The 26,091-nt window shown below is 72.9% G+C and carries 16 protein-coding genes and 1 tRNA gene; 11 read left to right on the top strand and 6 right to left on the bottom strand.

Annotated elements, in window-relative coordinates; translation table 11 throughout:
• Window positions 1-380: 380 nt before the first annotated feature.
• Window positions 381-2,873, bottom strand: coding sequence for a DEAD/DEAH box helicase (gene sftH / locus CP974_RS16415; RefSeq protein ID WP_031128150.1), 2,493 nt, complete (start codon window positions 2,871-2,873; stop codon window positions 381-383).
• Between the two features lie 78 nt (window positions 2,874-2,951).
• Between sftH and CP974_RS16420 the strand changes: the two genes are divergently transcribed.
• The 10 genes from CP974_RS16420 to CP974_RS16470 all read left to right on the top strand — a co-directional run bounded on the left by CP974_RS16420 (window position 2,952) and on the right by CP974_RS16470 (window position 19,170).
• Complete coding sequence (locus CP974_RS16420; RefSeq protein WP_150485820.1) at window positions 2,952-3,305, top strand: STAS domain-containing protein; 354 nt, start codon at window positions 2,952-2,954, stop codon at window positions 3,303-3,305.
• A gap of 828 nt (window positions 3,306-4,133) precedes the next feature.
• On the top strand, window positions 4,134-4,592 hold the full coding sequence (locus CP974_RS16425; RefSeq protein ID WP_031128149.1) for an ATP-binding protein: 459 nt from the start codon (window positions 4,134-4,136) through the stop codon (window positions 4,590-4,592).
• 351 nt (window positions 4,593-4,943) lie between these two features.
• Window positions 4,944-7,340, top strand: coding sequence for a sodium-translocating pyrophosphatase (locus tag CP974_RS16430; RefSeq protein ID WP_031128148.1), 2,397 nt, complete (start codon window positions 4,944-4,946; stop codon window positions 7,338-7,340).
• 142 nt (window positions 7,341-7,482) lie between these two features.
• Window positions 7,483-8,181: a hypothetical protein gene (locus CP974_RS16435; protein WP_031128147.1), complete on the top strand. Its 699-nt coding sequence runs from the start codon at window positions 7,483-7,485 to the stop codon at window positions 8,179-8,181.
• A 287-nt stretch (window positions 8,182-8,468) separates the two neighbouring features.
• A complete protein-coding gene (locus CP974_RS16440; RefSeq protein WP_031128145.1) occupies window positions 8,469-9,992 on the top strand; it encodes a DUF7059 domain-containing protein in 1,524 nt (507 codons plus the stop codon).
• Between the two features lie 481 nt (window positions 9,993-10,473).
• A complete protein-coding gene (locus CP974_RS16445; protein ID WP_031128144.1) occupies window positions 10,474-10,671 on the top strand; it encodes a hypothetical protein in 198 nt (65 codons plus the stop codon).
• 412 nt (window positions 10,672-11,083) lie between these two features.
• A complete protein-coding gene (gene topA / locus CP974_RS16455) occupies window positions 11,084-13,960 on the top strand; it encodes a type I DNA topoisomerase (protein ID WP_031128143.1) in 2,877 nt (958 codons plus the stop codon).
• Between the two features lie 414 nt (window positions 13,961-14,374).
• Window positions 14,375-17,569, top strand: a complete 3,195-nt coding sequence (gene tmk, locus CP974_RS16460; RefSeq protein WP_031128142.1) for a dTMP kinase — start codon at window positions 14,375-14,377, stop codon at window positions 17,567-17,569.
• A gap of 185 nt (window positions 17,570-17,754) precedes the next feature.
• Window positions 17,755-18,966 (top strand): DNA polymerase III subunit delta', encoded by a 1,212-nt coding sequence (locus CP974_RS16465; RefSeq protein ID WP_031128140.1) that lies wholly within the window; start codon window positions 17,755-17,757, stop codon window positions 18,964-18,966.
• A gap of 130 nt (window positions 18,967-19,096) precedes the next feature.
• Window positions 19,097-19,170, top strand: a tRNA-Thr gene (locus tag CP974_RS16470).
• Window positions 19,171-19,501: 331 nt separating this feature from the next.
• Here the strand turns inward: CP974_RS16470 and CP974_RS16475 are convergent.
• The 5 genes from CP974_RS16475 to CP974_RS16500 all read right to left on the bottom strand — a co-directional run bounded on the left by CP974_RS16475 (window position 19,502) and on the right by CP974_RS16500 (window position 24,384).
• Window positions 19,502-19,831 carry a hypothetical protein gene (locus CP974_RS16475; protein WP_140160903.1) on the bottom strand — a complete coding sequence of 110 codons (330 nt, stop codon included), beginning with the start codon at window positions 19,829-19,831 and terminating at the stop codon, window positions 19,502-19,504.
• Window positions 19,832-20,437: 606 nt separating this feature from the next.
• Complete coding sequence (locus CP974_RS16480; protein ID WP_176605649.1) at window positions 20,438-20,617, bottom strand: hypothetical protein; 180 nt, start codon at window positions 20,615-20,617, stop codon at window positions 20,438-20,440.
• A 439-nt stretch (window positions 20,618-21,056) separates the two neighbouring features.
• Window positions 21,057-22,073, bottom strand: a complete 1,017-nt coding sequence (locus CP974_RS16485; protein WP_031128138.1) for a hypothetical protein — start codon at window positions 22,071-22,073, stop codon at window positions 21,057-21,059.
• The gene (locus tag CP974_RS16490) at window positions 22,067-23,089 is read right to left on the bottom strand and encodes a glycosyltransferase (RefSeq protein WP_031128137.1); all 1,023 of its coding nucleotides are present in this window, start codon (window positions 23,087-23,089) and stop codon (window positions 22,067-22,069) included. The genes CP974_RS16485 and CP974_RS16490 overlap by 7 nt, the downstream gene beginning before the upstream one ends.
• Before the next feature lie 542 nt (window positions 23,090-23,631).
• Window positions 23,632-24,384, bottom strand: coding sequence for a helix-turn-helix domain-containing protein (locus CP974_RS16500; protein ID WP_031128136.1), 753 nt, complete (start codon window positions 24,382-24,384; stop codon window positions 23,632-23,634).
• Between the two features lie 166 nt (window positions 24,385-24,550).
• Here CP974_RS16500 and CP974_RS16505 point away from each other — a divergent pair, with 166 nt between their 5' ends.
• On the top strand, window positions 24,551-26,062 hold the full coding sequence (locus CP974_RS16505; RefSeq protein WP_031128135.1) for an alpha/beta hydrolase: 1,512 nt from the start codon (window positions 24,551-24,553) through the stop codon (window positions 26,060-26,062).
• Window positions 26,063-26,091: the final 29 nt, after the last annotated feature.

Raw genomic sequence — 26,091 nt, forward strand, 5'->3', positions numbered from 1 at the left:
AGGCCTGGCCGGGACCGGGCGACATCCCGGAGCCGGTTGAGCCGGTCGAGCCGGTCCACGGGGCGGCGTCCCCGGGGCTGCCGGGCCGGGTGAGCCCGCCCGGCACGCCCAGGCGATCGAGGCGGTCCCGTCGTCGGAGGCACGCTCGGGACGCCGGTGGCCGTCCGGAGACGGGATGGCTGGCCGGCTTCCGGAGGTGTGGCCTTGACGTGGTGGTCGGACGGGGTGGCTGTGCCGGCAGCGGCCCGGTCGGGACGTGCCGCCGGGCCGAGACGGGCTGGGTGGCCGTACCTCCGCAGGCAGGGGCCTTTCGGCCGGGATGCGGCGGGCAGCACACGAAGCGGCGGACACGGGGCCGGGGCGACGCGCGGCGGCCGTTCCTACGGGGGTGGCGGCCGGTCGCCGCCGGGTGCGGCCGGATCCTCCCGCGGGGCGCCCCGCAGGAGCTCGGTGAGGAGGCGTACGGCGGCACGCTTGTGCAGCGGATCGTTGCCGTTGCCGCACTTGGGCGACTGGATGCACGAGGGGCAGCCCGCCTCGCACTCGCAGGACGCGATGGCCTCGCGGGTGGCACCGAGCCAGGCACGGGCGGTGTGGAAGGCGCGCTCGGCGAACCCCGCGCCGCCCGGATGGCCGTCGTAGACGAATACCGTCGGCAACAGCGTGTCGGGGTGGAGGGGCACGGACACACCGCCGATGTCCCAGCGGTCGCATGTGGCGAACAGCGGCAGCAGGCCGATCGAGGCGTGTTCGGCGGCGTGCAGGGCGCCGCCCAGCTGCTCGGGGTTGATTCGCGCGGCGTCCAGCTGGTCCTCCGTGACCGTCCACCACACCGCCCGCGTGCGCAGGGTGCGCGGCGGGAGGTCGAGCTTGGTCTCGCCCAGCACCTCACCGGTCATCAGCCGGCGGCGCAGGAAGGAGACGACCTGGTTGGTGACCTCGACGGAGCCGTAGCAGAGACGGCCGTCCCCCCACGGGACCTCGGTGTCCGTCTCCAGGACGGAGATGGAGGTGGTGTCGCGGGCGGTGGTCGAGTACGGGGGGCTCGCCTCCTCGACGAGGGCGACCGACTCCTTCAGGTCCAGGCGCCGCACCAGGTACGTGCGGCCCTGGTGCAGGTGGACGGCGCCCTCGTGGACCGTGGTGTGGGCGGCCGCCTCGTCCACGGTGCCGAGGAGCCGCCCCGTGCCCTCCTCGACGATCTGGACGGGGCTGCCGCCCCCGCCCCGGATGTCGGTGAGATCGGCGGCGCGCTCCCGCCGCGTCCAGTACCAGCCGGACGCCCGGCGCCGCAGCAGCCCCGCGGCCTCCAGCTGCGGCAGCAGGTCCGCCGCGGACGGCCCGAACAGCTCCAGGTCGCCGTCGGTGAGCGGCGACTCGGCCGCGGCGGCGCACAGATGCGGGGCGAGGACGTAGGGGTTGTCGGGGTCCAGCACGGTGGACTCCACCGGACGGCGGAACAGCGCCTCCGGGTGGTGGACCAGATACGTGTCCAGCGGGTCGTCGCGGGCGACCAGCACGGCGAGGGCGCCCTCGCCGGACCGTCCGGCGCGGCCGGCCTGCTGCCACAGGGAGGCGCGGGTGCCCGGGTATCCGGCGATGAGCACGGCGTCCAGGCCCGACACGTCGATGCCCAGCTCCAGAGCGGTGGTCGCCGCCAGCCCGAGCAGCTCGCCGGAGTGCAGCGCCCGCTCCAGGGCGCGGCGCTCCTCGGGCAGGTAGCCGCCCCGGTAGGCGGCCACCCGCCGGGCGAGGGAGCGGTCCACCTCGGCGAGCCGCTCCTGGGCGATGACCGAGATCAGCTCGGCGCCCCGCCGGGAGCGGACGAAGGCGACCGAGCGGACCCCCTGCACGGTCAGGTCGGTCAGGAGGTCGGCCGTCTCCGCGGTGGCGCTGCGTCGGACGGGCGCGCCGTTCTCGCCCTCCAGTTCGGTGAGCGGCGGCTCCCACAGGGCGAAGACGAGCTCGCCGCGCGGCGACGCGTCGTCGGCCACCTCCCGGACGGGCAGGCCGGTGAGGCGGCTCGCGGCGGCGGCCGGTTCGGCGGCGGTCGCCGAGGCGAGCAGGAACACGGGCGCGGAACCGTACCGCGCGCACAGGCGGCGCAGACGGCGCAGCACCTGCGCCACGTGGGAGCCGAACACCCCCCGGTACGTGTGGCACTCGTCGATCACGACGTAGCGCAGGGCGCGCAGGAAGGAGGACCAGCGCGGGTGGGACGGGAGCATGCCCCGGTGGAGCATGTCCGGGTTGGTCAGCACGTAGTTCGCGTACTGGCGGACCCACTCCCGCTCCTCGAACGGCGTGTCGCCGTCGTACACCGCCGGGCGGATCCGGGTGCCGAGCGGGGCGGACAGGGCGCGTACGGCGCGCCTCTGGTCGGCGGCGAGCGCCTTGGTGGGGGAGAGGTACAGGGCGGTGGCGCCCCGGCCGTTCGCCGCCTCGGAGCCGTCCAGGAGCGTCGACAGGACGGGGGCCAGGTAGGCGAGGGACTTGCCGGACGCCGTGCCTGTGGCGATCACCACCGACTCGCCGTCCAGGGCGTGCTCGGCCGCGGCCGCCTGGTGGGCCCACGGGTGGTCGATTCCGGCCTGCCGGATCGCGCGGAGCACTTCGGGACGGATGCGGTCCGGCCAGAGGGCATGCCGACCCGGCCTCGGGGGCAGGTGCTCCGTATGAGTGATGCGCGCAGCCCGGTTCGCCCCTGCGGTGAGCCGGTCGAGGACCGTGCCGGGGGAGGGGCGGGCGCCCCCGTTCTCGGGGGGTCGACTGGGGCGGTGATTCCTGGCCATCGACACCGAGTGTGTCACCGGCGTGACGGACAATGCTCCCAAGGCGTCGTGCATGGCTGCTGGTAAGTGATTGAATGCCATCGCGGCTGGCGATCCGTTCCCTGGCTCCGTCGGGGAGACCCGGGGGCGACCGCTCGATAGCAAGGTGCTGGAGGATCCGTGGACCTGTCCCTGTCGACTCGCAATGTGTCCGGCCCTGGTGGCGACCGTACGGTCGTCGAGGTCGGTGGCGAGATTGATGTGTATACCGCGCCCAAGCTGCGCGAGCAGTTGGTCGAGTTGGTGAACGACGGCAGCTATCACCTGGTCGTCGACATGGAGGGTGTGGACTTCCTGGACTCGACCGGTCTCGGCGTCCTGGTCGGCGGACTGAAGCGCGTGCGCGCCCACGAGGGCTCGCTGCGGCTGGTCTGCAACCAGGAGCACATCCTGAAGATCTTCCGGATCACGGGCCTGACCAAGGTGTTCCCGATCCACACCACGGTCGACGAGGCCGTCGCCGCCACCGACTGACCGGGCGGCGACGTCCGGCCCGCCCTGTGCCGGCCGGATGCCGCGTCGTGGTGCGTCCGGCCGTACCGGCACGAGCCGACGGGTGCCGGCCGGTGACCGCGCCCTGCGTGGTCCGGGCGTCCCCGGTGGCGCCGGACCCGTCCGGTGGCCGGCGGGCAGCTCGGCGCGGGTATCCCGCGGGCTGCCCACCGCGAGCCGTGCGGCTGGTACCGCGAGCCGTGCGGCTGCGCCGTGCGCCGTCGTGCGCCGGGCAGGTCCGGGGCCGCGTCGGTGGGCATCCGGCGCGGTGCGCTCCGCTACCGGCAGGCCAGGTGCGACGCGGCGGTGGATCGGCGACGTGCGATGCCGGCACCCCGAGAACGCGGCGGCCCGCGGGTCGCCGTGAGCCCGCGCCGGGCTCCCGCCAGGGCCCGGCGCCAGGGCGCGGTGCCGCTGCGGTGCCGGTCACGGCGCCGCGCCGGAGCCCGCGTCGGGCGTCCCGTGCCGCGTCCCCGCGTCCGGTCCGCCTGCCACGCCGGTCGGGCCTCGTGCCGTGCGGGCGCGGTCGGCGGAGGCGCGGTGGACGGCCGGGCGCGTGGCAATGGCCGGAACCGGGGCGTGTGCCTCCCGGGCGGGGCGTGAAGGCCCGCACGTGGGGCACATGGACCCCATGCGGCCCCGGTGCCGTACAGGCTCAGGACGCGCCGCAGGTGCATACCGCCGCCGGAGGCCGTGCCCCCGGCGGTGCGGACGTACCGGGCACCCCCGGACGTCCGGTGGAACGGCAGGGGTGGCGGGCAGCCGGCCCGGACCTCTGAGAAGCACGCTCGTACGCCCGAGGGGGACCGCATGGCCACCGTTGAACTCCGCTTCAGCGCCCAGCCCGAGCACGTCAGGACCGCCCGCCTGGTGGCGGCCGCCGTCGCCCGCCGGGCAGGGGTGGACGAAACCGTGCTGGACGAGGTCAGGCTCGCCGTCGGTGAGGCGTGCTCCCGCGCCGTGGGGCTGCACCGCAGCAACGGCGTCACCGCACCCGTCACCGTGCTGCTGACCGAGGAGGAGAAGGCGTTCTCCATCCAGGTCGGCGACGAGGTGCCCGGCGCGGGCGTCGCCGCGGCCGACGCGGCCGGCGTGCCGGGCTCCCGCGAGGGCGCCCCGGCGCGCGAGTTCGACGACGCCGAGGGCGAGGACCAGATGGGCCTCGCGGTGATCAGCGGGCTCGTCGACGATGTCGAGGTGTCCGCGGGCGAGCGCGGTGGCCTCATTCGGATGAGTTGGCCCCGCGCGGGTTCCGCCGAGATCCTCTGAGGCCCCTCGACCCGCACACGCCCCCGCACGCGAGTCCACTTCCGGCCCCGCCGGGCCGGGGCCTTCACCCTCCTCCGCGCCGGGCCCGGACCGGACCACTCCGTTCCGCGCCGCGTGTGCCGCGTCGGCCGCCGCCCCGCCCGGCCCCCGCCCGGCCCCCGCCCCGCCCGGCCGCTTTCTGGCCCCTCCTCGCCTTCCTCCGTCCGGGTGGATCACGGGAAGCGGATCGTCCACGGATCATTTGCCGACCGCCATGTCCCGGTTGATCCTGGTCTTCCGTACCCCCCGTCTCCAGCCGGGTACCGCGTGCCGCAGGCCGCCCCGGTCGTGAGCCGACGTCAAGGAGGACCAATGGCGGGGCTTCCCGACCCACAGCGGTCCCACGACCCGGTCGCCCTCGCCGCCGCGGTCCTCACCGAAGGCAACCGGATCGTCGTCGCCGTGATCGCCCTGGTGGCGCTGCTCGCGCTGGTCGTCGCGCGGCTGCTCGTCCGCCAGGTGCTGGCCGCCGGTGAGGGCACGGCGTCCATGAAGCGCATCGCGGCCGCCATCCAGGAGGGCGCGAACGCCTACCTCGCGCGGCAGCTGAGGACCGTCGCGGTCTTCGCCGTGGCCGTCTTCTTCCTGCTCATGGTGCTGCCCGCGGACGACTGGCCGCAGCGCGCCGGGCGCTCGCTGTTCTTCCTCGTGGGCGCGCTCTTCTCGGCCGTCACCGGATACGTCGGCATGCGCCTCGCCGTGCGGAGCAACGTACGGGTCGCGGCGGCGGCGCGTGAGGCGACGCCGGCACCGGGCGAGCCGGAGAGGGACCGGGCGGCGGTCTCGCACCGGGCCATGCGGATCGCCTTCCGCACGGGCGGTGTGGTCGGCATGTTCACGGTCGGTCTCGGCCTGCTCGGCGTCTGCTGCGTGGTCCTCGTCTACGCGGCCGACGCGCCCAAGGTGCTGGAGGGCTTCGGCCTCGGCGCCGCCCTGATCGCCATGTTCATGCGTGTCGGCGGCGGCATCTTCACCAAGGCCGCCGACGTCGGCGCCGACCTGGTGGGCAAGGTCGAGCAGGGCATCCCCGAGGACGACCCGCGCAACGCTGCGACCATCGCCGACAACGTCGGGGACAACGTGGGCGACTGCGCAGGCATGGCCGCCGACCTCTTCGAGTCGTACGCGGTCACGCTGGTCGCCGCGCTGATCCTCGGCACGGCCGTCTTCGGGGACATCGGCCTCGTCTTCCCGCTGATCGTCCCGGCGATCGGCGTCCTCACCGCCATGGCCGGCATCTTCGCGGTCGCGCCGCGGCGCGCCGACCGCAGCGGCATGTCCGCGATCAACCGGGGCTTCTTCCTCTCGGCGGTGGTCTCCCTCGTCCTCGTGGCCGTCGCCGCGTACGTCCTCCTGCCGTCCTCGTTCGCGGAGCTGGCGGGCGTCACCGATCCGGCCGTGCGGGCGCACGACGGCGATCCGCGCGTCCTGGCGCTCGTCGCCGTCGCCCTCGGCATCGTCCTCGCCGCGCTCATCCAGCAGCTCACCGGCTACTTCACCGAGCCCGGCCGCCGCCCGGTGAAGGACGTGGGGAAGTCGTCGCTGACCGGCCCCGCCACCGTCGTCCTCGCCGGGATCTCCCTGGGCCTGGAGTCGGCCGTCTACGCCGCACTGCTGATCGGGCTGGCCGTGTACGGCGCGTTCCTGCTCGGCGGCGCGTCGATCATGGTGGCGCTGTTCGCGGTGGCGCTCGCCGGGACCGGGCTGCTCACCACCGTCGGGGTCATCGTCGCGATGGACACCTTCGGTCCCGTCTCCGACAACGCCCAGGGCATCGCCGAGATGTCGGGCGACGTGCGGGGCGCCGGTGCGCAGGTCCTCACCGATCTGGACGCGGTCGGCAACACCACCAAGGCGATCACCAAGGGCATCGCCATCGCGACCGCGGTCCTCGCCGCCGCCGCGCTGTTCGGGTCGTACCGGGAGGCCATCGCGACCGCCGTCGCCGACGTCGGCGCCCGCGCCACCGAGACGACCCTCAGCATGGACATCTCCCAGCCCAACAACCTCGTCGGCCTCGTCCTCGGCGCCGCGGTCGTCTTCCTCTTCTCCGGACTGGCGATCAACGCCGTCTCCCGCTCGGCGGGCTCGGTGGTGTACGAGGTGCGCCGCCAGTTCCGCGAGCACCCCGGAATCATGGACTCCAGCGAGAAGCCCGAGTACGGCCGGGTCGTCGACATCTGCACCAGGGACGCCCTGCGCGAACTGGCGACTCCCGGCCTTCTGGCCGTGATGGCGCCCATCGCGGTCGGCTTCGCCCTCGGCGTGGGCGCGCTCGGCGCGTACCTCGCGGGCGCGATCGGCACGGGTCTGCTGATGGCCGTCTTCCTGGCGAACTCGGGCGGTGCCTGGGACAACGCCAAGAAGCTGGTCGAGGACGGCCAGTACGGCGGGAAGGGCGGCGAGGCCCACGCGGCGACGGTCATCGGCGACACGGTCGGCGATCCGTTCAAGGACACCGCGGGCCCGGCGATCAACCCGCTGCTCAAGGTGATGAACCTGGTCGCGTTGCTGATCGCGCCCGCCGTCGTCCGGTTCGGCCACGGCGAGGACGCCAGTGCCGGGGTGCGGGCGGCGGTGGCGGCCGTCGCGATCGCCGTCATCGTCGGCGCGGTGTACGCCTCCAAGCGCCGTACCGTCGCCGGGGACGGCGACGACACGCCCGGGCGCGTCACCGGGTCCCCGGACGAGGCCGCCCCCGTCCCGTAGCGGGGTGGGCGGTGTCGCGGTGAGCCTTCTCTCCCTTGGTTCAAATGGTGCAAAAGGGTGCGAAAGGGGTGCACGACACGCGGATGTCGCCCACTTGGCGTGTATGTTCCGGGGCCGAGGAGCCTTGGAAGGGACCAATCCGGTGAACAAGAAGCTTGCAGCCGCGCTGTCCGGCGGTGCGGTGCTGGTACTCGCTCTGTCGGGCTGCAGCGGGGACGAGGCCGAAGACGACGGCAAGAAGGTGGAGGCCTGGGCGAAGACCTTCTGCGACCAGGCCAAGCCCCAGATCCAGAAGCGGGCCGACGCCCAGCAGACCATCATCTCGACGGCCGCCGACGGCAAGCCCGCCGACGTCCAGGCGGCGGACTCGAAGGCGTTCCAGGACATCGCCGACACGGACAAGGCGCTGGCCAAGGCCGTCGCGGGCGCGGGCGTCCCGCCCGTCGAGAACGGCGAGAAGCTCCAGCAGGACGCGATCAAGGAGCTCAACTCCACCGCCACCGCCTACGAGGGCCTCCGAAAGCAGGTCGACGCCCTCGACCCCAAGGACCAGCAGAAGTTCGCCGACGGCCTGCAGGGCGTCGCGGACGGCCTGAAGCGCATCGAGAAGATGGACCAGGACGCGCTGGCCAAGCTCCAGTCCGGCGAACTCGGCCAGGCCATGGCCAAGCAGCCCGGCTGCCAGAAGGCCCGGCCGTCCGCCGCGCCGACCGCGACCAGCGGCCCGGCCTCCAAGCCCGGCGGTGCCCCGGCCGCCTCGCCGTCCCCCGCGGCCTCCGGCGCGGCGTCGTCGAAGCCGGCCGCGTCCGCGAAGCCGTCGGGCTCGGCGGACGCCGCGTAGGACCGCCCTCGACGCCGCGTGGGCCCGGCGGGCCAGGTCCCGCGGAGCCCGGCGTGTACGGAACCCGGGTGCTCGGTGTGCCCGGAGGCTCGGGTTCCGGCGTGTCCGGAGGCGGGTTCCGGCGGCCGTGCCGTACGGGGAGACCGTCGGCTCCGCGCGGCGGAGCGTGGCGGTCCGCGGCCGTCGCGTGGCGCGTCGCGCGCCGTGTCCCGCGCCGTGCGGCCCGGTTGTCCACAGGGGCGACCGGGCCGTTCGTCATTGTCCGTGGCGCCGGTCACAATGAGTGGGTGAGTACGACCAGCCTGGCCACCCGCCTCCCCGTGCCCGACCACGCCGACCGCCTGCGCGCCGCCCTCCTGGCCGCGGGGTTCACCGCCGACGGCCTCCTCGACCTGCTCGGCGCGACCGCCTACGCCGCGCTCGCCCGCAGCGAGACGGTGCCCGCCCTGCGGGCCACGCGCGGGGACGGGGTGCTGGACCTGCTCGTCCGGCTGTTCCTCCTCCAGCGGCCGGTGCCGTACGGGCGGGCGGGCGCGGCCCTGCCACTGGACGAAGCGCTCGCCGACGGCTGGGTGATACGGGACGGTGACGACGTCCGGGCGACGGTCGACGTCCGCCCGTACGGCGGCCCCGACGGCGAGGACTGGTACATCGTGTCCGACCTCGGGTGCGCCGTGGGCGGCGCGGGCGGGGCCGGGGGGCGGGGCGAGGGGGTCGTCCTCGGCGTCGGCGGCGCGTCCACCACGCTCGCCGGGCTCACCGTACGGACGCCCGTCGCCTCCGCGCTGGACGTGGGCACCGGCTCCGGCCTCCAGGCCCTGCACGCCACCCGGCACGCCACGCGTGTGACGGCGACGGATCTGAACCCGCGCGCGCTGGAGTTCACCCGCCTGACGCTGGCGCTCTCCGGGGCGCCGGAGGCGGAGCTGCGGGCCGGCTCGCTCTTCGAGCCGGTGGGCTCGGAGACGTACGACCTGATCGTGTCGAACCCGCCGTTCGTCATCTCCCCGGGTGCCCGCCTTACCTACCGGGACGGCGGGATGGGCGGCGACGACCTGTGCCGGACCCTCGTCCAGCAGGCCGGGGAGCGGCTCAACGACGGCGGTCACGCCCAGTTCCTGGCCAACTGGCAGCATGTCGAGGGCGAGGACTGGAAGGACCGGGTCCGCTCCTGGGTGCCGCGCGGCTGCGACGCGTGGATCATCCAGCGCGAGGTCCAGGACGTCACGCAGTACGCGGAGTTGTGGCTCCGGGACGCGGGGGACCACCGCGCGGACCCGGAGGAGTACGGGGCGCGGTACGAGGCGTGGCTCGACGAGTTCGAGGCGCGCCGGACCACAGCGGTCGGCTTCGGCTGGATCACGCTGCGCAAGACCGGTGCCGCCGAGCCGTCCCTCGTCATCGAGGAGTGGCCGCACCCGGTGGAGCAGCCGCTCGGCGAGACGGTCCTGGCGCACTTCGCCCGCCAGGACTACCTGCGGGAGCGGGACGACGCGGCGCTCCTGGCCGACCACTTCGCCCTCGCTCCCGAGGTGACGCAGGAACAGGTCGGGCTGCCGGGCGCGGAGGACCCCGAGCACGTCATCCTCCGGCAGAGCCGGGGCATGCGGCGCGCGACCAAGGTCGACACGGTGGGTGCCGGGTTCGCGGGTGTCTGCGACGGGACGCTCAGCGCCGGCCGCATCCTGGACGCCATCGCCCAGCTGATGGGTGAGGACCCGGTCGTCCTGCGGGACCGCACCCCGCGGGCGATCCGCCTCCTGGTGGAGGAGGGGTTCCTGGAGCCGGTCCGCCCCGGCGCCGGCGGCTGAGGGCGGGCCGGGCGAGGCCGGTGAGGCGCCGGCTCCCCGTCCGCGCGCGGCGCCGGGCGGGCGCGCGGCCTGCCCTGCGGGCGGCGCCGGCCGGCCAGGCGGCCTCCCGCTCGGCCTGCGTCGGCCAGGCGGCCTCCGTGCTCCGCCCGCGTCGGCCAGGCGGCCTCCCGCTCGGCGCCGGGTGGGTGAACGGCGGCGCCGGGTCCCGTGGCGTTCACCCGCAATTCGCGCGCTCGACGCCCCGAGGTGCCAGCCTCCCTCCTGGGACACTCCGCACCGTCGATCCGGCCCCAGGCCATCGGCCCGGCCCGGACCGGCTCGACCAGCACGGACCCGGACCCGGGCCATCGGCCCGGACCGGGACCCGGACCGCCCGGAGCGACCCGGACCCGCGCGGTCCGGCTCGCCCCGCGCACGGGTGGCCGACCGGTGCGGTCGGCGGAGTCCCGGCGGACCGGCACGACGGAACGGGGTTACGGGCATGGAGAGCGGACCGGCCATCTTCGCGGGAGCGGCGTTCACGGTCTTCGGCGCGGGGCTGCTGGTGTGGACGGCGGCCCGGCTGATGCACCGCGCCCCGGTGGCGCACGGGGTGAGCCCCGCCACAGCCGTCGCCTACGCCCTCGGCGCGGGCGTGGCGTTCCTGGCGCTCGGCGTGTGGTGCTTCAGCCGGATCTGAACCTGGTACGCCCCCGGCCCCGCCCCCGCGGGCGGACGCCCGGCACACACCGCCGCGACCGGGGACGTACGCCCTGAGCAGCCAGAACCAGGTAGGAACCGGTCCGGAACGGGCGGCCCCGGCAGCGCCTCGCGAGGCACCGCGCACCGCCCCCGGGCCCTCTGGCCGGAACAGGGCCCTCCGCGCCGAGAAGGGACTCCGGGCGGCAGGAATGCCAGAAGTCGGGTTACCGTTCGAGTGGCCGTTGCGGGCTTTGGCCGTTTGACACGGGGGCGGGTTGTACCGTCACACTCCGCAGCGACAGCAGCGTCACAGCCGTGGCGCAGTGCCCGCAGTGCCCGAGGCGCGCCCCACGCGGGGCCGCGCAGCGCCGCACATGCACCGAGCGCCGACCGGAGAGAAGAGCGAAGAGTTGTCCCCGACACGCGAGACCGCACAGGGCGGCCGCCGACTCGTCATCGTCGAGTCCCCTGCCAAGGCGAAGACGATCAAGGGCTACCTCGGCCCCGGCTACGTCGTCGAGGCGAGCGTCGGGCACATCCGCGACCTCCCGAACGGCGCCGCGGAGGTGCCCGAGAAGTACACCGGCGAGGTGCGCCGCCTCGGCGTGGACGTCGAGCACGACTTCCAGCCGATCTACGTCGTCAACGCCGACAAGAAGGCCCAGGTCAGGAAGTTGAAGGAGCAGCTCGCCGAGTCCGACGAGCTCTTCCTGGCCACCGATGAGGACCGCGAGGGCGAGGCCATCGCCTGGCACCTCCTGGAGGTCCTCAAGCCCAAGGTCCCCGTCCACCGGATGGTCTTCCACGAGATCACCAAGGACGCCATCCAGCAGGCCGTGGCGAACCCGCGCGAGCTGAACAAGCGGATGGTCGACGCCCAGGAGACCCGCCGCATCCTGGACCGGCTTTACGGCTACGAGGTGTCGCCGGTCCTGTGGAAGAAGGTCATGCCCCGGCTGTCCGCCGGCCGCGTGCAGTCCGTCGCGACCCGGCTCGTCGTCGAGCGTGAGCGCGAGCGCATCGCGTTCCGCTCCGCCGAGTACTGGGACCTCACCGGCACCTTCGGCACCGGCCGTGCCGGCGACCCGTCCGACCCGTCGACGCTGACGGCCCGCCTGGCCTCGGTGGACGGGCGCCGCGTCGCCCAGGGCCGCGACTTCGGCCCGGACGGCCGCCTCAAGAGCGACCAGGTACTCCACCTCGACGAGGCGAGCGCCCGCTCCCTGGCCGCCGCGCTCGCCGAGACGCGGTTCAGCGTCCGCTCGGTCGAGTCGAAGCCGTACCGCCGCTCCCCGTACGCGCCCTTCCGCACCACGACCCTCCAGCAGGAGGCGAGCCGCAAGCTCGGCTTCGGCGCGAAGGCGACGATGCAGATCGCGCAGAAGCTGTACGAGAACGGCTTCATCACCTACATGCGCACGGACTCCACGACGCTCTCCGACACGGCCGTGGCCGCCGCCCGCGCGCAGGTCACCCAGCTGTACGGAGCCGACTACCTGCCTGCCGCACCGCGCACGTACGCCGGCAAGGTCAAGAACGCGCAGGAGGCGCACGAGGCGATCCGCCCCTCCGGCGACCGCTTCCGCACGCCCGCCGAGACCGGGCTGACCGGCGACCAGTTCAGGCTGTACGAGCTCATCTGGAAGCGGACCGTCGCCTCGCAGATGAAGGACGCGGTCGGCAACTCCGTCACCGTCCGGATCGCCGGCCGGTCCGCCGACGGCCGCGACGCCGAGTTCAGCGCCTCCGGCAAGACGATCACCTTCCACGGCTTCATGAAGGCGTACGTCGAAGGCGCCGACGACCCGAACGCCGAGCTCGACGACCGCGAGCGCCGCCTCCCGCAGGTCGCGGAGGGCGACGCGCTGACCGCCGAGGAGATCACGGCGGACGGCCACGCCACCAAGCCGCCGGCCCGCTACACCGAGGCGTCGCTGGTCAAGGAGCTGGAGGAGCGGGAGATCGGCCGCCCCTCCACGTACGCGTCGATCCTCGGCACGATCCTGGAGCGCGGCTACGTCTTCAAGAAGGGCACGGCGCTCGTCCCGTCGTTCCTCTCCTTCGCCGTCGTCAACCTGCTGGAGAAGCACTTCGGCCGACTCGTCGACTACGACTTCACCGCCAGGATGGAGGACGACCTCGACCGCATCGCGCGCGGCGAGGCGCAGGCCGTGCCGTGGCTGAAGCGCTTCTACTTCGGTGAGGGCACCGGGTCCGGGACGGGCGGTGCCGCCGACGCGGGCAACGGCGACGGCGACCACCTCGGCGGCCTGAAGGAGCTGGTCACCGACCTGGGCGCCATCGACGCCCGCGAGATCTCCTCGTTCCCTGTGGGCAACGGCATCGTGCTGCGCGTCGGCCGCTACGGCCCGTACATCGAGCGCGGGGTGAAGGACGAGGAGGGTCACCAGCGCGCCGACGTCCCCGACGACCTGGCGCCCGACGAGCTGTCCCCCGAGTACGCCGAGGAACTGCTCGCCAGGCCGAGCGGCGACTTCGAGCTGGGCACCGACCCGGCGACCGGTCACACGATCGTCGCCAAGGACGGCCGCTACGGCCCGTACGTCACGGAGATCCTGCCCGAGGGCACCCCGAAGACCGGCAAGAACGCGGTGAAGCCGCGCACGGCCTCCCTCTTCAAGTCGATGTCCGTGGACACGGTGACGCTGGAGGACGCGCTCCGGCTGATGTCGCTGCCCCGCGTCGTCGGCACGGACGCCGAGGGCGTCGAGATCACCGCGCAGAACGGCCGCTACGGCCCGTACCTGAAGAAGGGCACGGACTCGCGCTCCCTGGGCAGCGAGGAGCAGCTCTTCACGATCACGCTGGACGAGGCGCTCGCCATCTACGCCCAGCCCAAGCAGCGCGGGCGGGCCGCGGCCAAGCCGCCGCTGAAGGAGCTGGGCAACGACCCGGTGAGCGAGCGTCCCGTCGTCGTCAAGGACGGCCGCTTCGGCCCGTACGTGACGGACGGCGAGACCAACGCGACGCTGCGCAGCGGCGACAGCGTGGAGACGATCACTCCGGAGCGGGGCTTCGAGCTGCTCGCCGAGAAGCGGGCCAAGGGCCCGGCGAAGAAGACCGCCAAGAAGGCCCCGGCCAAGAAGACCGCCGCCAAGAAGACCACGGCGAAGAAGACGGCCGCCAAGAAGACGGCGGCGGCCAAGACGACCGCCTCGAAGGCGACGGCGACGAAGACGGCGACGAAGAAGACGGCCGCCAAGAAGACGACGGCGGAGAAGACGGCTGCTGCGAAGGCCGCGTCCTCCGGCGCCTCCGACGAGTAGGCGCGGCGCCTTCTCCGGACGACGGTACGGGCCCGACCGGCAGCACGGCCGGTCGGGCCCGTACCGGCTCTCCGGCAGGTGCTGCCCGGTGCCGAGAGGCCCGGTGCCGAGGGGCCCGGTGCCGAGGGGCCCGGTGCCGAGGGGCCGGGTGGTCCGCGATGCGCGGCACAGCTGAGGTCCCGCCGCCGCCGGGCGCTCCCGGGGCCGCGGCCTGCGGTGGCCGGTACGCCGTTCGAGGGACACGCCCGGACCCGGTACCGGCCCCTGTGACGGCTGTCACCCGTCTGGAGCGCGCCGGTGCCGTGAGTCCGGGCGGCCCGTCCCCGTGCCGCCCTCCCGGCGAGGTCGTGCGGCATGCGTTCGCGCGTTCGGTCGGGGCGTATGAGTGTCACCGGGGGCGGATAGGCTGAGGGGATGACGCGAGCCGAGCAGCCAACGGCCCTGGGCCCCACCTCAGACCCCGAAGTCTCCGACGCCGCACTCGCCGCGGACTCCCGCGAGCGCGCGGTACGGGCGCTGCTGCGCAACCCCCGGCTCCGACGGCTGTGGAGCGCCTCGCTCATCGGCGGCACCGCCGACGCGCTCGCCCTGCTCGTGCTGATCCTCCTCACCGTGCGCGCCGCCGTCACGGCGGAGACGTTCGGCGGCGGTGTGCGCGGTGCGGCCTTCGCGGTCGCCGCCGTCCTGGGCGCCCGCGCCCTGTCCACCCTGCTGCTGGGTGCCGTCCTGCTCGGCCCGATGAGCGGCCTGGTCGCCTCCAGCGGCCCCCTCGACCGCCGATGGACCATGATCGCGGCCGATGGCGTACGGGTCGCGCTCCTGGTCGTGGCCCCGCTGTGGATCGTGTGGACGCCCCCGCACGCCGTCCTGCTGCTCCTGATCACCGCCTTCCTGGCGGGCGCCGCCGAGCGGTTCTGGACGATCACCAAGGAGAGCGCCGCCCCGGCCCTGCTGCCCGCCCCGCCGCTGGAGGGCGCCGCCGTACGGCCGCTCCCCGACCACCTGGGCGCGCTGCGCCGCCTGTCGCTCCGCACCGCGTTCGCCGCCATCCCGGCGGCCGCCGCCGTACTGCTCGTCACCGCCCTGGCCTCCAGGCTGCTGGCGCTCGGAGTCGACTGGTTCGGCACCCACCAGGCGGCGCTCGGCTCGTACGCCGCGGCCGGCCTGTTCGGCGGATCGCTGGCGCTCCTGTACTTCCTGCGCCTCCCCGGCACGCAGACCCCGCGCCCCCGGTCTCCGCTGGAGGGGCTGCGCCGCCCGTCCACCGGCACGGGGCCGGAGAAGGGCCGTACGGGCGCCATACCGCTGCTCGTCCTCGCCTGCGCCGCCGTCGCCGGTGCGGTCGCCGCCGCCGCGGCCGTCTCCGTGCTGCACGCCGCCGAGCTGGGCGGCGGGCCCGTCACGTACGCCCTGCTGGTCCTCGCCCTGACCGGCGGCACCGGGCTGGGCATCCGCGCCGGGCGGGCCGTGCTGCCCGCGCTGTCCCGGCGCAGGCTCCTCGCCCTGGCGACCGCCGTCACCGGGGTGCTGCTGCTCCTGACCGGCCTCGTGCCCGACACGGCGACCGTCCTCTTCCTGGCGCTCGCCGCCGGACTGTCCGCCGGCGTCGCCGCGAACGTCGGCCACACACTGATCGACCAGGAGACCGAGGAGTTCCGCCGGCCCCGGCTGACCGAGCACCTGCAGGCCGTCGTGCGCGTCGCCATAGGGCTCGGCGCCGTCACCGCGCCGCTGTTCGCCGCCGCGATCGGGTCGCGCCGCCTCGCCGCCGGGGACACGGTCCTCGCGCACGGCGGCGCCGCTTTCGCGCTGATGCTGGTGGGCGCGCTGCTCCTGCCGGTCGCCGCCCTGGTCCTCGCCAGGACCGACGACCGGTCGGGCGTCCCGCTCCGCCGCGACCTGCGGGACGCGCTGCGCGGCGCCGACCCGGCGCAGGCCCCGGCGCCGACCGGTTTCTTCATCGCCATCGAGGGCGGCGACGGCGCCGGCAAGTCGACGCAGGTCGCGGCGCTGGCCGAGTGGATCCGCGGGAAGGGCCACGAGGTGGTCGTCACGCGCGAGCCGGGGGCCACGCCCATCGGCAAGCGGCTCCGCTCGATCCTGCTCGACGTGTCGTCCGCCGGGCTCTCCCACCGCGCGGAGGCGCTGCTGTACGCAGCCGACCGCGCCGAGCACGTCGACTCGCTGGTCCGCCCGGCCCTGGAGCGGGGCGCCGTCGTCATCTCCGACCGGTACATCGACTCGTCCGTCGCCTACCAGGGCGCCGGCCGCGACCTGTCCCCGACCGAGATCGCCCGCATCTCCCGCTGGGCGACCGGCGGGCTCGTCCCCCATCTGACGGTGCTGCTGGACGTGTCGCCGGAGGCGGCGCGCGAGCGGTTCACGGAGGCGCCCGACCGGCTGGAGTCGGAGCCCGCCGAGTTCCACGCGCGCGTGCGCTCCGGTTTCCTCGCCCTCGCGGCGGCCGACCCCGCCCGCTACCTCGTCGTGGACGCCGGCCAGGAGCCGGAGGCCGTCACCACCGTCGTACGGCACCGCCTCGACCAGGTGCTCCCGCTGTCCGACGCCGAGGTGAAGGCCCTGGAGGAGGCGCGGAAGGCCGCCGAGGAGGAGGCCCGCCGCAGGGCGGAGGAGGAGGCCAGGCGGAAGGCCGAGGCGGAGCGGCTGGAGCGCGAGCGCGAGGAGCAGCTGGCCCGGCTGCGTGCCGAGGAGGAGGAGCGCAAGCGCCGCGAGGAGGAGGAGGCCCGGCGCCGCGAGGCCGAGCGCCAGGCCGAGGAGGCCCGCCAGCGCGCGGCGGAGGCGCGTCGGCTCGCCGAGGAGGAGCGGCGCCGCCGCGAGGCGGAGGAGAAGGCCCGCCGCGAGGAGCAGGAGCGGCTGCGCAAGCGCGCCGAGGAGGAGGCCAGGCTCCGCGCCGAGGCCGAGGAGCGGCGCCGCGAGAAGCAGCGCAAGGCCGAGGAGGCCCTGCTGCGCGCGGAGGAGGCCCGCCGCCAAGCGGCGGCCGAGGCGGAGGCGGCGGCGGCTGCCGCCGCTGCCGCGGCGGCGGCCCGGCCGGCGGTGTCGCCGCACGACGTGACGGTGCCGACCCCGGTCGTACGGCCCGACGAGATCACACAGCCTCTGCCGCAGGCCCGCATCGACCTGCGCAAGGACGACGCCCCCGACGTGTCCGACGCGTCCGGCGCGTCCCGTGTGCCGGGGGCCGCCTCCGGCGACGACGAGACGCGGCGCATCGACCTGCGCAAGGACGAGCCGCCCGCCGTACGGCCGGAGGAGGAGACCCAGCGCATCAACATGCGCAAGGACGACATGGCTCCCGACGCCGCCGAGACGGCGGTCCTGCCGCCCGTACGGGACGAGCGCCCCGACGACCGCGTGCCGCCGGGCTTCTTCCGCGACGAGGTGCGGCCCGCCCCCGCTGCGGAGCCGCCCGGCGCGAACGAGCGGACGCGCGAGCTGCCGCAGGTCGACGAGGAGGGCCGGCCGCACCGGGGCCGCTCCGACTGGGCGGAGGAGACCCCGCTCGACGACCTGCCGTCGCTCGCCGACGAGCTGCTCGGCGGTCACGACGACGAGAACGGCGGTACGGGCGGCGGGCGCGGCCGGAGCTGAGTCCGCGAGCGGCGCGGGGTGCTCACCGCGGGCACCCCGCGCCGCGGCCCCGGCACGGCCCGACGCCGCACCACAGGCGCCCCCTCACCCTCCCGCCGTCTCACGCGGCGTGGATTGTCAGAGCGCTCCGCCACAATGGGTGTCGCCGGTGGAGAGGCCGCGGCGTGAGGAGAAGGTGGTGACCCGTGCCCGTTTGGGATGACCTGGTGGGCCAGGACCGCGTGCAGGCGCAGCTCGCCGCCGCCGCGCGGGACGCCGACGCCCTCGTCACGGCCGAGGCGCAGGGCGTCTCCCCGCCCGACGCGGCGAAGTCGAAGATGACGCACGCCTGGCTGTTCACCGGCCCGCCCGGCGCGGGCCGGGACACCGCCGCGCGCTGCTTCGCCGCCGCCCTCCAGTGCGTCAGCCCCGACCGCGCGCTCGGTGGCGAGCCGGGCTGCGGCTTCTGCGACGGCTGCCACACGGCGCTGATCGGCACCCACGCCGACGTGGAGGTCATCCGCACGGACCTGCTGTCCATCGGTGTCAAGGAGACCCGCGAGCTGGTCCGGCGCGCCCAGCTCTCCCCGGCGGGGGGCCGCTGGCAGGTCATCGTCCTGGAGGACGCCGACCGCCTCACCGAAGGCGCGGGGAACGTCCTGCTGAAGGCCGTCGAGGAGCCCGCGTCCCGTACGGTCTGGCTGCTGTGCGCGCCTTCCGTGGAGGACGTGCTGCCCACCATCCGCTCCCGCTGCCGGCACCTCACCCTGCGGACGCCCCCGGTGGAGGCCGTCGCCGAGGTCCTGGTGCGGCGGGACGGCATCGACCCGCAGACGGCGGCGGCCGCCGCCCGTGCCACCCAGGGCCACATCGACCGGGCCCGCCGGCTCGCCACCGACGAGGGCGCCCGAGCCCGCCGCGCCGCCGTCCTCAAGCTTCCCCTGCGCGTGCAGGACGTCGGCGGCTGCCTCAAGGCCGCCCAGGAGCTGATCGATGCCGCGGGGGAGGACGCCAAGCAGCTCGCCGAGGAGACGGACGTCAAGGAGACCGAGGAGCTGAAGGCCGCGCTCGGAGCGGCCCAGGGCGGTCGCATGCCGCGGGGCACGGCGGGCGTGATGAAGGACCTGGAGGACAAGCAGAAGCGCCGCAGGACCCGCACGCAGCGCGACAGCCTGGATCTGGCCCTCCGCGACCTCACGGGCTTCTACCGGGACGTCCTCGCCCTCCAGCTCGGCACGCGCACGGCCCTCGCCAACGAGGACGTTCAGGACGCCCTGGACCGCGTCGCCCGCGACAGCACGCCCGAGGCGACCCTGCGGCGGATGGAGGCGATCCTCGCCTGCCGCGAGGCCCTCGACCGGAACGTGGCACCCCTGCTGGCCGTGGAAGCCATGACCATGGCCCTGCGCGCCGGCTAGCCACCCCGCCACACCCGGCCGACCAGCACACTCGGACCGGCCGAAGCGGTGTGACAGACGGGTGTGCGGAGCACCCCGTTCACCTGTGTAGACTTGTCCTCGCTGCCACGCCCCCAGGGGAGTGAGCGGTGCCGCCTTAGCTCAGTTGGCCAGAGCAACGCACTCGTAATGCGTAGGTCTCGGGTTCGAATCCCGAAGGCGGCTCAGAGGAAGACCAGGTCAGATGCCCATCTGACCTGGTCTTTTCTGTTGCCGGCGCATTGGCAGGGCATGCGGCTGGAGTGCCGCAGGTTTGCGTGCGTGAGCGATGCGTGAGCGGAGCGAAGAAGTCCCAGACGGTGATTCCATCCGCACGGCAGCCTGACCGCCCCCATACTCCCAGGACGGGGCGCTGCCGCCTGACGGCAGAAGGGCCCACATCGCGGCTGCGCGAGGCCTGTTGTGCCGACCAGTAGGAAGGGCTACAGATCGCCGGCGATACGGACACCCAACGTTGCCGATGATGCTGAGATGGCAGCGTTGCCGATCTGGACCACTACTCCGGCATAGGTGGCGTGTCGAGTGCCTGCCGGGCCTTGCTGGTGAAGCGCTCCCGGCTGAGCTCCCGAGCCTCTCTGCTGCGCTTCAGTACATCCAGCATTGCTTGGGCCTCCCGCACTGTTTCCGAGAGCCGCTCGACGTTCTCCAGTAGCGCATCCCGCGCATCTCCGGACACCTGTAGGTACTTCTCGATACTCCTCATCCCCTCCGCCAACAGAGGGTGACCGTCAAGATCTCGTAAGTCTCGGTCCTGGCCACGATAGGTACTCACGAGCTCCGCAAGCTGTTCCGAGTGCTGCACGTACTCCTCTGTCGCTACGGCCACCGCCTCTGTTTAACTGGGCGGCCGTCGATCGCAGCTATTGCGGCTTGCGATGCCTTGATAAACCGGATAGGGACCTCGACATCTTCCTGCATCGCCTCGGTCAGGCTCTCAGCCGCTTGGGTGACTTCCTCCGGCCCCAAGAGGGCTAAACGCCGTGCCCGCTCCGCCATACGTCCTGCGGCTTCTCTGAGGTCGTCGAGGCATGTCGAGTCAGGGTCAGGCACATCTGCGGACGCTTGGGTAATGTGCAGACACTCGTCCCATGCCGCCAGGAAACTCTCGTAAGTACTGAGCCGCTGCTGCCTAAGCCAGTGGCCATGCTCCACGGTGCTCTGGTCCCGCACCTGTCGCCGTACAGTCTCGGCGTTCTTCTCTGCCCCGAACCTGGCTGCTCGTGCTCCAACAATGGCGCCCAGCCCGGTTGCAGCCAACCCGATCACTGCGACGAGGAGGGGGATCACTAAGTCCTTCGCGGCAACTCATCATGTCGGCCGGACCGGTCCTTGGAAACCACGCACCGCGCAAACCGGTCACAGCACACCAGCGGTGATGCGAGCACTCGGCAGCTTCGTTGCCGTGTCAGCGAAGCGGGACCCAGTCCTACGTCTACGGCTTCCCTCGCCCACTTTTCTTCTTGGCCTTTGCCTTGGCTTGGGCTTTCGCCCTTTCCTTGGCCTTCATCTTCTCGGCCCGCCTGGCTTTCTTGGCGGCCTTGCGAGCCTGCTCCTCCTGCTCGGCCTTGCGCTGGAGGGGGACCAGCCTGGCAGTGGCCTCGGCGGCGCCCATTTCTTGGGACGGCTGACCCGTCGACGTCGTGCAGTTCGCCGCGCCGGGCGGCGGCTCATCGAGTCTCGCCCAGCTGCGCCGAGGTGGAGGAAGTAGACAGGTGCGCCTTGCATGTGGCACCGCCTGCCGCGGTTGATCCCACATGCCACCGTGTCCGCGCCCACACCGGGACGTCATCCCGAACGTGGTCCGCAAGTTGAACCGCCATGAAGGAATTCCCCCTCTATCCAAGGCCGTTAGTGCATCCCTGCGCCAGTCGTATGACAGCACGCACCACCGACAGCATGTAAGAAGTCGATCACCAGGAGTGATGGGTTTTCGGTCAGAAAAACCCCGCACCTCATCCGTTGCTCGTTGTTCGACCTGCGTGTCTACGGCTCGACCTACCAGCTTCAGCCGTTTCGAGGCTTGGGGCGAGAACGAGCGCTGCACACAACTGCTATGCCGCCAGGGCCGAGCGCGTCGCCTCCCCCTCTCCCTCGATGACGCGAGCGATCTCCGGCCATGGAGCACGCAAGGCGCCGAAGAGCGACCAGTAGTCGTAGGCGGCTCGAACCATGGCGCTGACGCCGAGGCGGGTGGCTTCGGGATCGATGGCGCCTATGACGCGCCGTGTGATTCCGCCGGCACCCCGAGCTGCTGGGGCGATCCCGTGGCCGAGCAGGAGCGTGGCGGTACGGAGGGCATCCAGCGTCGGTGGTGGCGCCATCTGTGCGAAGCGCCCAAAGATCAGGAGGTGCCAGCTCGCCCTGGTACGCGCCCAGGCCAGGCGTTCCAGCCCAGTGCCGAGGTCAACGGCCATCCGGTCCGGGTGATCCGTGTTCCACAGGAGGACGATGTCGCCGAGGGTGAGGTCCAGGTGGCGGAAGCGCAGTGTGATGCCTTCGACCTGCCGTCGGCGCCACGGGGCGAGCGTTCCGCAGACGCTCAGGTGCCGTGCGTGGAAGCCGAGTTGGGAGAGGACGGTCAGCCAGCCGTCGAGGATGGCGCCGTACTCGTCCAGGCCGCCTATGGGTTGGACTCGGGAGACGTTGACGAAGGAGGTCAGGAAGCCGTCCATCAACTGGCCTTCCGCGTCCCGTTGGCCGGTGAAGCGGACGACCGGCTGCGGGATGAATCCGCTTCTATATGTGCGGGGTTGGCCGTCCTTGAGGACTGGGTCCAGGGCCTGGATAGCGGAGATCGTCAGTTCGGTCTCCCTGCCCCACCGGAGTGGGAGGCAGGCGTCACGTGGGGCGCCGTCCCGCGCGAAGCCGGCTTCCAGGGAGCCGAGGATCTCCCTCCATGTGGGTGATCTGCGTGGCGGCTGGTAGGGGCTGCCCCGGTGCGGGTGAAGAATCTCGATGTGGGGGCCGTCGGCGGTGAACTCCCAGTGGGAGCCTAACGCGGCGTTTAATGCGCCGGGTATCCGCTGGGCAAGGTCGTCTCCGACGGTGCCGGCGGCGCGGGTCAGCACGATCGGGCCGACATCGCCTGGAAGTGGCGCGCCGGGTCGAAGCGCTGCATTCCGATCGCCTGGACACGCTGGTGGTCGAGACTTTCCGCCTGTTCGATCGCGTCGGCGAGCCTTCGTGCCGCGGTCTCGTCCTCCTCCCTGGGGTCGACGACCGCGACCGCGCCCGTCTCGTCGCACAGGGCGGCGTGGGCGCAGGTTCCTTCGCGCCAGGTCAGGGCGGCCATGGGGGTCCCGGCGCGGAGGGATTCTCCGAACACCGCAGCACCGGCTTCCACGTACGGCCGGGCGTACGTGTAGACGAAGACCGAGGCTTCGGCGATGGCTGCGGTCTTGGCGGGACCGCCGAGTTCGCCGATCCACTTCACGTGGTCGGCGCTGAAGAGCCGTTCGTGGCGTCGCACGTACGCCTCATCGAAGACGGGGCCGACGATCCGAATGCGGCGTCCGAGGATCTGGGCCGCCCGTACGGCGATGTGCGGTGCCTTCTCCTCGTCGATCCGGCCGAGCCAGACGAGATCGGTGCCCGCGGTGGCCGGCGGCTCCTCCTCGTCGAGGCCGAGATGGACGGCGAGCTCAGGGATCGGCCGGTGGTCCGCGTACCGTTCGATCATCTCGGGCGAGTAGCAGTAGAGCCGCGAACGCTGGCCGTCGAAGGCGGTGGCGGTGTGCTGGAAGACGGGCGAGTGCTGGAAGGTGGCGACGTCGCAGTCCAGCTCGTTCCAGGTGCGCGTCCACGCGGGAAGCGACGGGTACTCGTGGCCGACGACCAGGAGGTCGTAACCCGTGTCGCGCAGCTCGCGCTCGGCGAGCGATCCGGTGGAGATGTCCTCCAGGCGGACCGGCTTGCGGACCCAGTCGTGCTCCAGGTCCGTGAGCCAGCCCGGCCCGAGGAGGTGTACGTCGGCGCCTGCGGCACGGGCGCCTACGGCGACCGCCCACAGCCATCGTTCGATCCCGCCGTATCCGGCGGGTGGAAAGGCGTAGCTACCAGGGAAGTCGCAGACGCCGACGAGCACGTTATGCCTCCGGTGTTCCGTACGGCTTCCACAACCCTGACCAAGTGCCTGGGCTCACCACCCCCCGCCTCGCACGCCGAATCGCAGCAGCAATCCAGGCCCGAACAAACGGCCTGACCGCTTACCTCGAACACGGCCAGTCGCCGGAACCAGGGGCCTGACTGCTCCCCATCACGGCCACGGGGAATGGGAAGCACGGCCCGTGGCACACTGCGCAGGCCGCAGGGTGGTCTCGCTGTCGCCTGTGAGCTCCGGCAAGGCTCTGACCTGCCGTTCTGGTGCAGTTCAGCCCTTCGGTCGCCGCGTAGTCGCGTGCTCCGGTGCACAGTCGGTGGACAAGCGTGCCTGGACGCTGTGTCAGGCCGCCTCCGGCCGTCCTGCCGAAGCGTGCTCGCCAGACCGCGATGCCCTGAGCCGCTACCGCCTGGACATCGGCGAACCGTAGTCGGCGCGGTCCGCCGCCGTACGTGCCTGGTCCCTGTCGGCCGGTACGACGCTGCGCGGACGACACGGATGCGGCGTGCGCCTGCCCGGCGCTGCCTTCACTGCGGGGCGTCGTCGCTCTCGCTTTCCGCGGTGTCGTTCTCGACGAGGATGCTGTGGACGCGTCGCAGCACGTCGAGGTGCGCGCGGTTGTAGAACTCGGCCAACGCTTGCACGGCGACCGACTCCGCAACAGCCCTCTCCCGGTGCGACGCCAGCCCGAGGTCGGCCAGATCAGGGTGATCCCGGTGCTGCCGGCGGACTTCGGGTGCCATCTGCTCGGCCAGCCGCTGCCGTACGTCGTCGGGAGCGTCCTCGTCGAGCGCCGCGAATTCCGCTTCGAGGTCCGTGCGAGGCCCCGAGAGCTGTTCTCGGAGCGCTGCCATCGCTTCGGGGGTGAGGATGCTGGAGTAGGCGATCAGCAGGGATCGCTGGGTCTCGGGCAGGTCGTCGGCCAGCGTCTTGAAGTCCGGGGGCATGTCGAGCGCGGCCCTGTTGTCGATGACGGCCGCCAGGTCCCGCCGCATCCGCCGTCGGCGTTCGATGTCCGCCGCGAGTTCGGCGTCCAGGTCCCGAAGGATCTGCCGTGCCCTCTCATCACCGCTCTCGACCGCGGGGACGTCTGCGAGGGCCACGCCGAGGTCGGTCAGCCTGCGGATACGCAGCAGGCGCACCAGATGGCTGACGCCGTATCGCTTGTAGCCGTTGGACGCCCGTTCCGGCTCGTCCAGCAGGCCGATCTCGTGGTAGTGCCGGACGGCCTTCGGCGTCGTCCCCGCGAGTTCCGCCAGCTGACGGGTACTCCACGCCACCAGGAGCCCCCTCTCCGGGATCGTGCCCGGAGGCCATTGAAAACCCTGCCCCTGGGGCACGGTCAACTCCGGTCGGTTCCGGGCCGCCGCCGGTTGACCGTGCCCCAGGGGCAGGGAGTGGGATGGTCGCGACCACGCCCCACGCACCGTTATGCGGAGACTGGACATGAAACGACGAAGCAGTGTCGGCCGAAGCCTGGCCCTCTTGGCGGTCATCGGCCTGGGCGCGTCACTGACCACGGTGCCCGCCACCGCCGAGGAGACGAGTACGCCTCAGGTGAAGTGGGGCCAGTGCCCCGACCACGTGGTGGCAGAAGCCGCTCCGACCGTACTGCACTGCGCCCATGTGCCCGTGCCGCTGGACTACGCCCGACCGGAGGGCGAGCAGATCGACCTCACCATCTCCCGGCTCGCCGCCACCGACCCGGACAAGCGGCGCGGCATCCTCATGCTCAACCCGGGCGGTCCCGGCGGGTCCGGGCTGGCGCTGTCGGCGCTGCTGGTGGCCCAGGGCCTGCCCAGCAGCGTCACCGACCGCTACGACCTGATCGGCATGGACACCCGCGGGATCGGTCATTCCACGCCGGTCAGCTGCGGCTTCACCACAGACAGCCCCTACTACGCCAACATCCCGCCCTATGCGGTCGACGACGCCGCAGTCACCGCACAGGCGAAAGTCGCTGAGCAGGCAGCCAAGCAGTGCGCGGACAACGACGACGACGGCCGGCTGCGCCACATCACCACCGCGAACACCGCCCGCGACCTGGACCGGATCCGGGCCGCGCTCGGCGAGGAGAAGACCAGCTACCTGGGCTATTCCTACGGCACGGCACTCGGATCCGCCTACGCGTCGATGTTTCCCGAGCGTTCCGACCGGATCGTGCTCGACAGCAACATCGGAGACACCCACCTCGACCGCGACGGCATGCGCCGCTACGCACTCGGCATGGAGCAGACCCTGCCGGACTTCGCGAAGTGGGCCGCCCGCCGGCACGACAGCTACGGTTTGGGCCGCACGCCTGGGCAGGTACGGGCGTCCTACCTCGCCATCGCCGGCAGGCTCGACAAGGCTCCGGTCGCAGGGATCGACGGCAACATCTTCCGGCTCCTGACATTCGGCCACCTCTTCAAGCAGACGCTGTACCCCAAGCTGGCGCAGACCTGGCAGACGCTGCTCGAAGGCGACGCGACGGCGGCCCGCGGTCTGACGGTCGCCCCCGCGGAAACGGCGGACGGCGGGCTGTTGCCGACCGACAACGCCCTGACCGTGTTCCTCGCCGTCACCTGCAACGACGTCGAGTGGCCCGAGGACGTCAACACCTACCGGCAGGGCGTCGCCGAGGACCGCGAACGCTACCCGCTGTACGGGGCCGCCACCGCCAACATCACCCCCTGCGCCTTCTGGCCGTACGCCCCCGCCGAACCGCCCGTGGCGGTCGACGCCGAAGGCCCGCGCAACGTGCTGCTGCTGCAGAACCGGCGGGACGCGCCGACCCCGCGTCTGGGCGGGAAGATGCTGCGCGAGAAGTTCGGCGACCGTGCCCGGCTGATCAGCGTCGACGACAGCGGGCACGGCGTCTACGTCCTGGGCAAGAACTCCTGCGCGTTGAACACCACCACGCGCTACCTCGTAGAGGGCGAGATGCCCGGCAAGGACATGTCCTGCCGCGCGGATTGAGGGCGAACGGGCGGGGGCGGAATGAGCGG

This window comes from Streptomyces fradiae ATCC 10745 = DSM 40063 (assembly GCF_008704425.1).
Classification (GTDB): Bacteria; Actinomycetota; Actinomycetes; order Streptomycetales; family Streptomycetaceae; genus Streptomyces; species Streptomyces fradiae.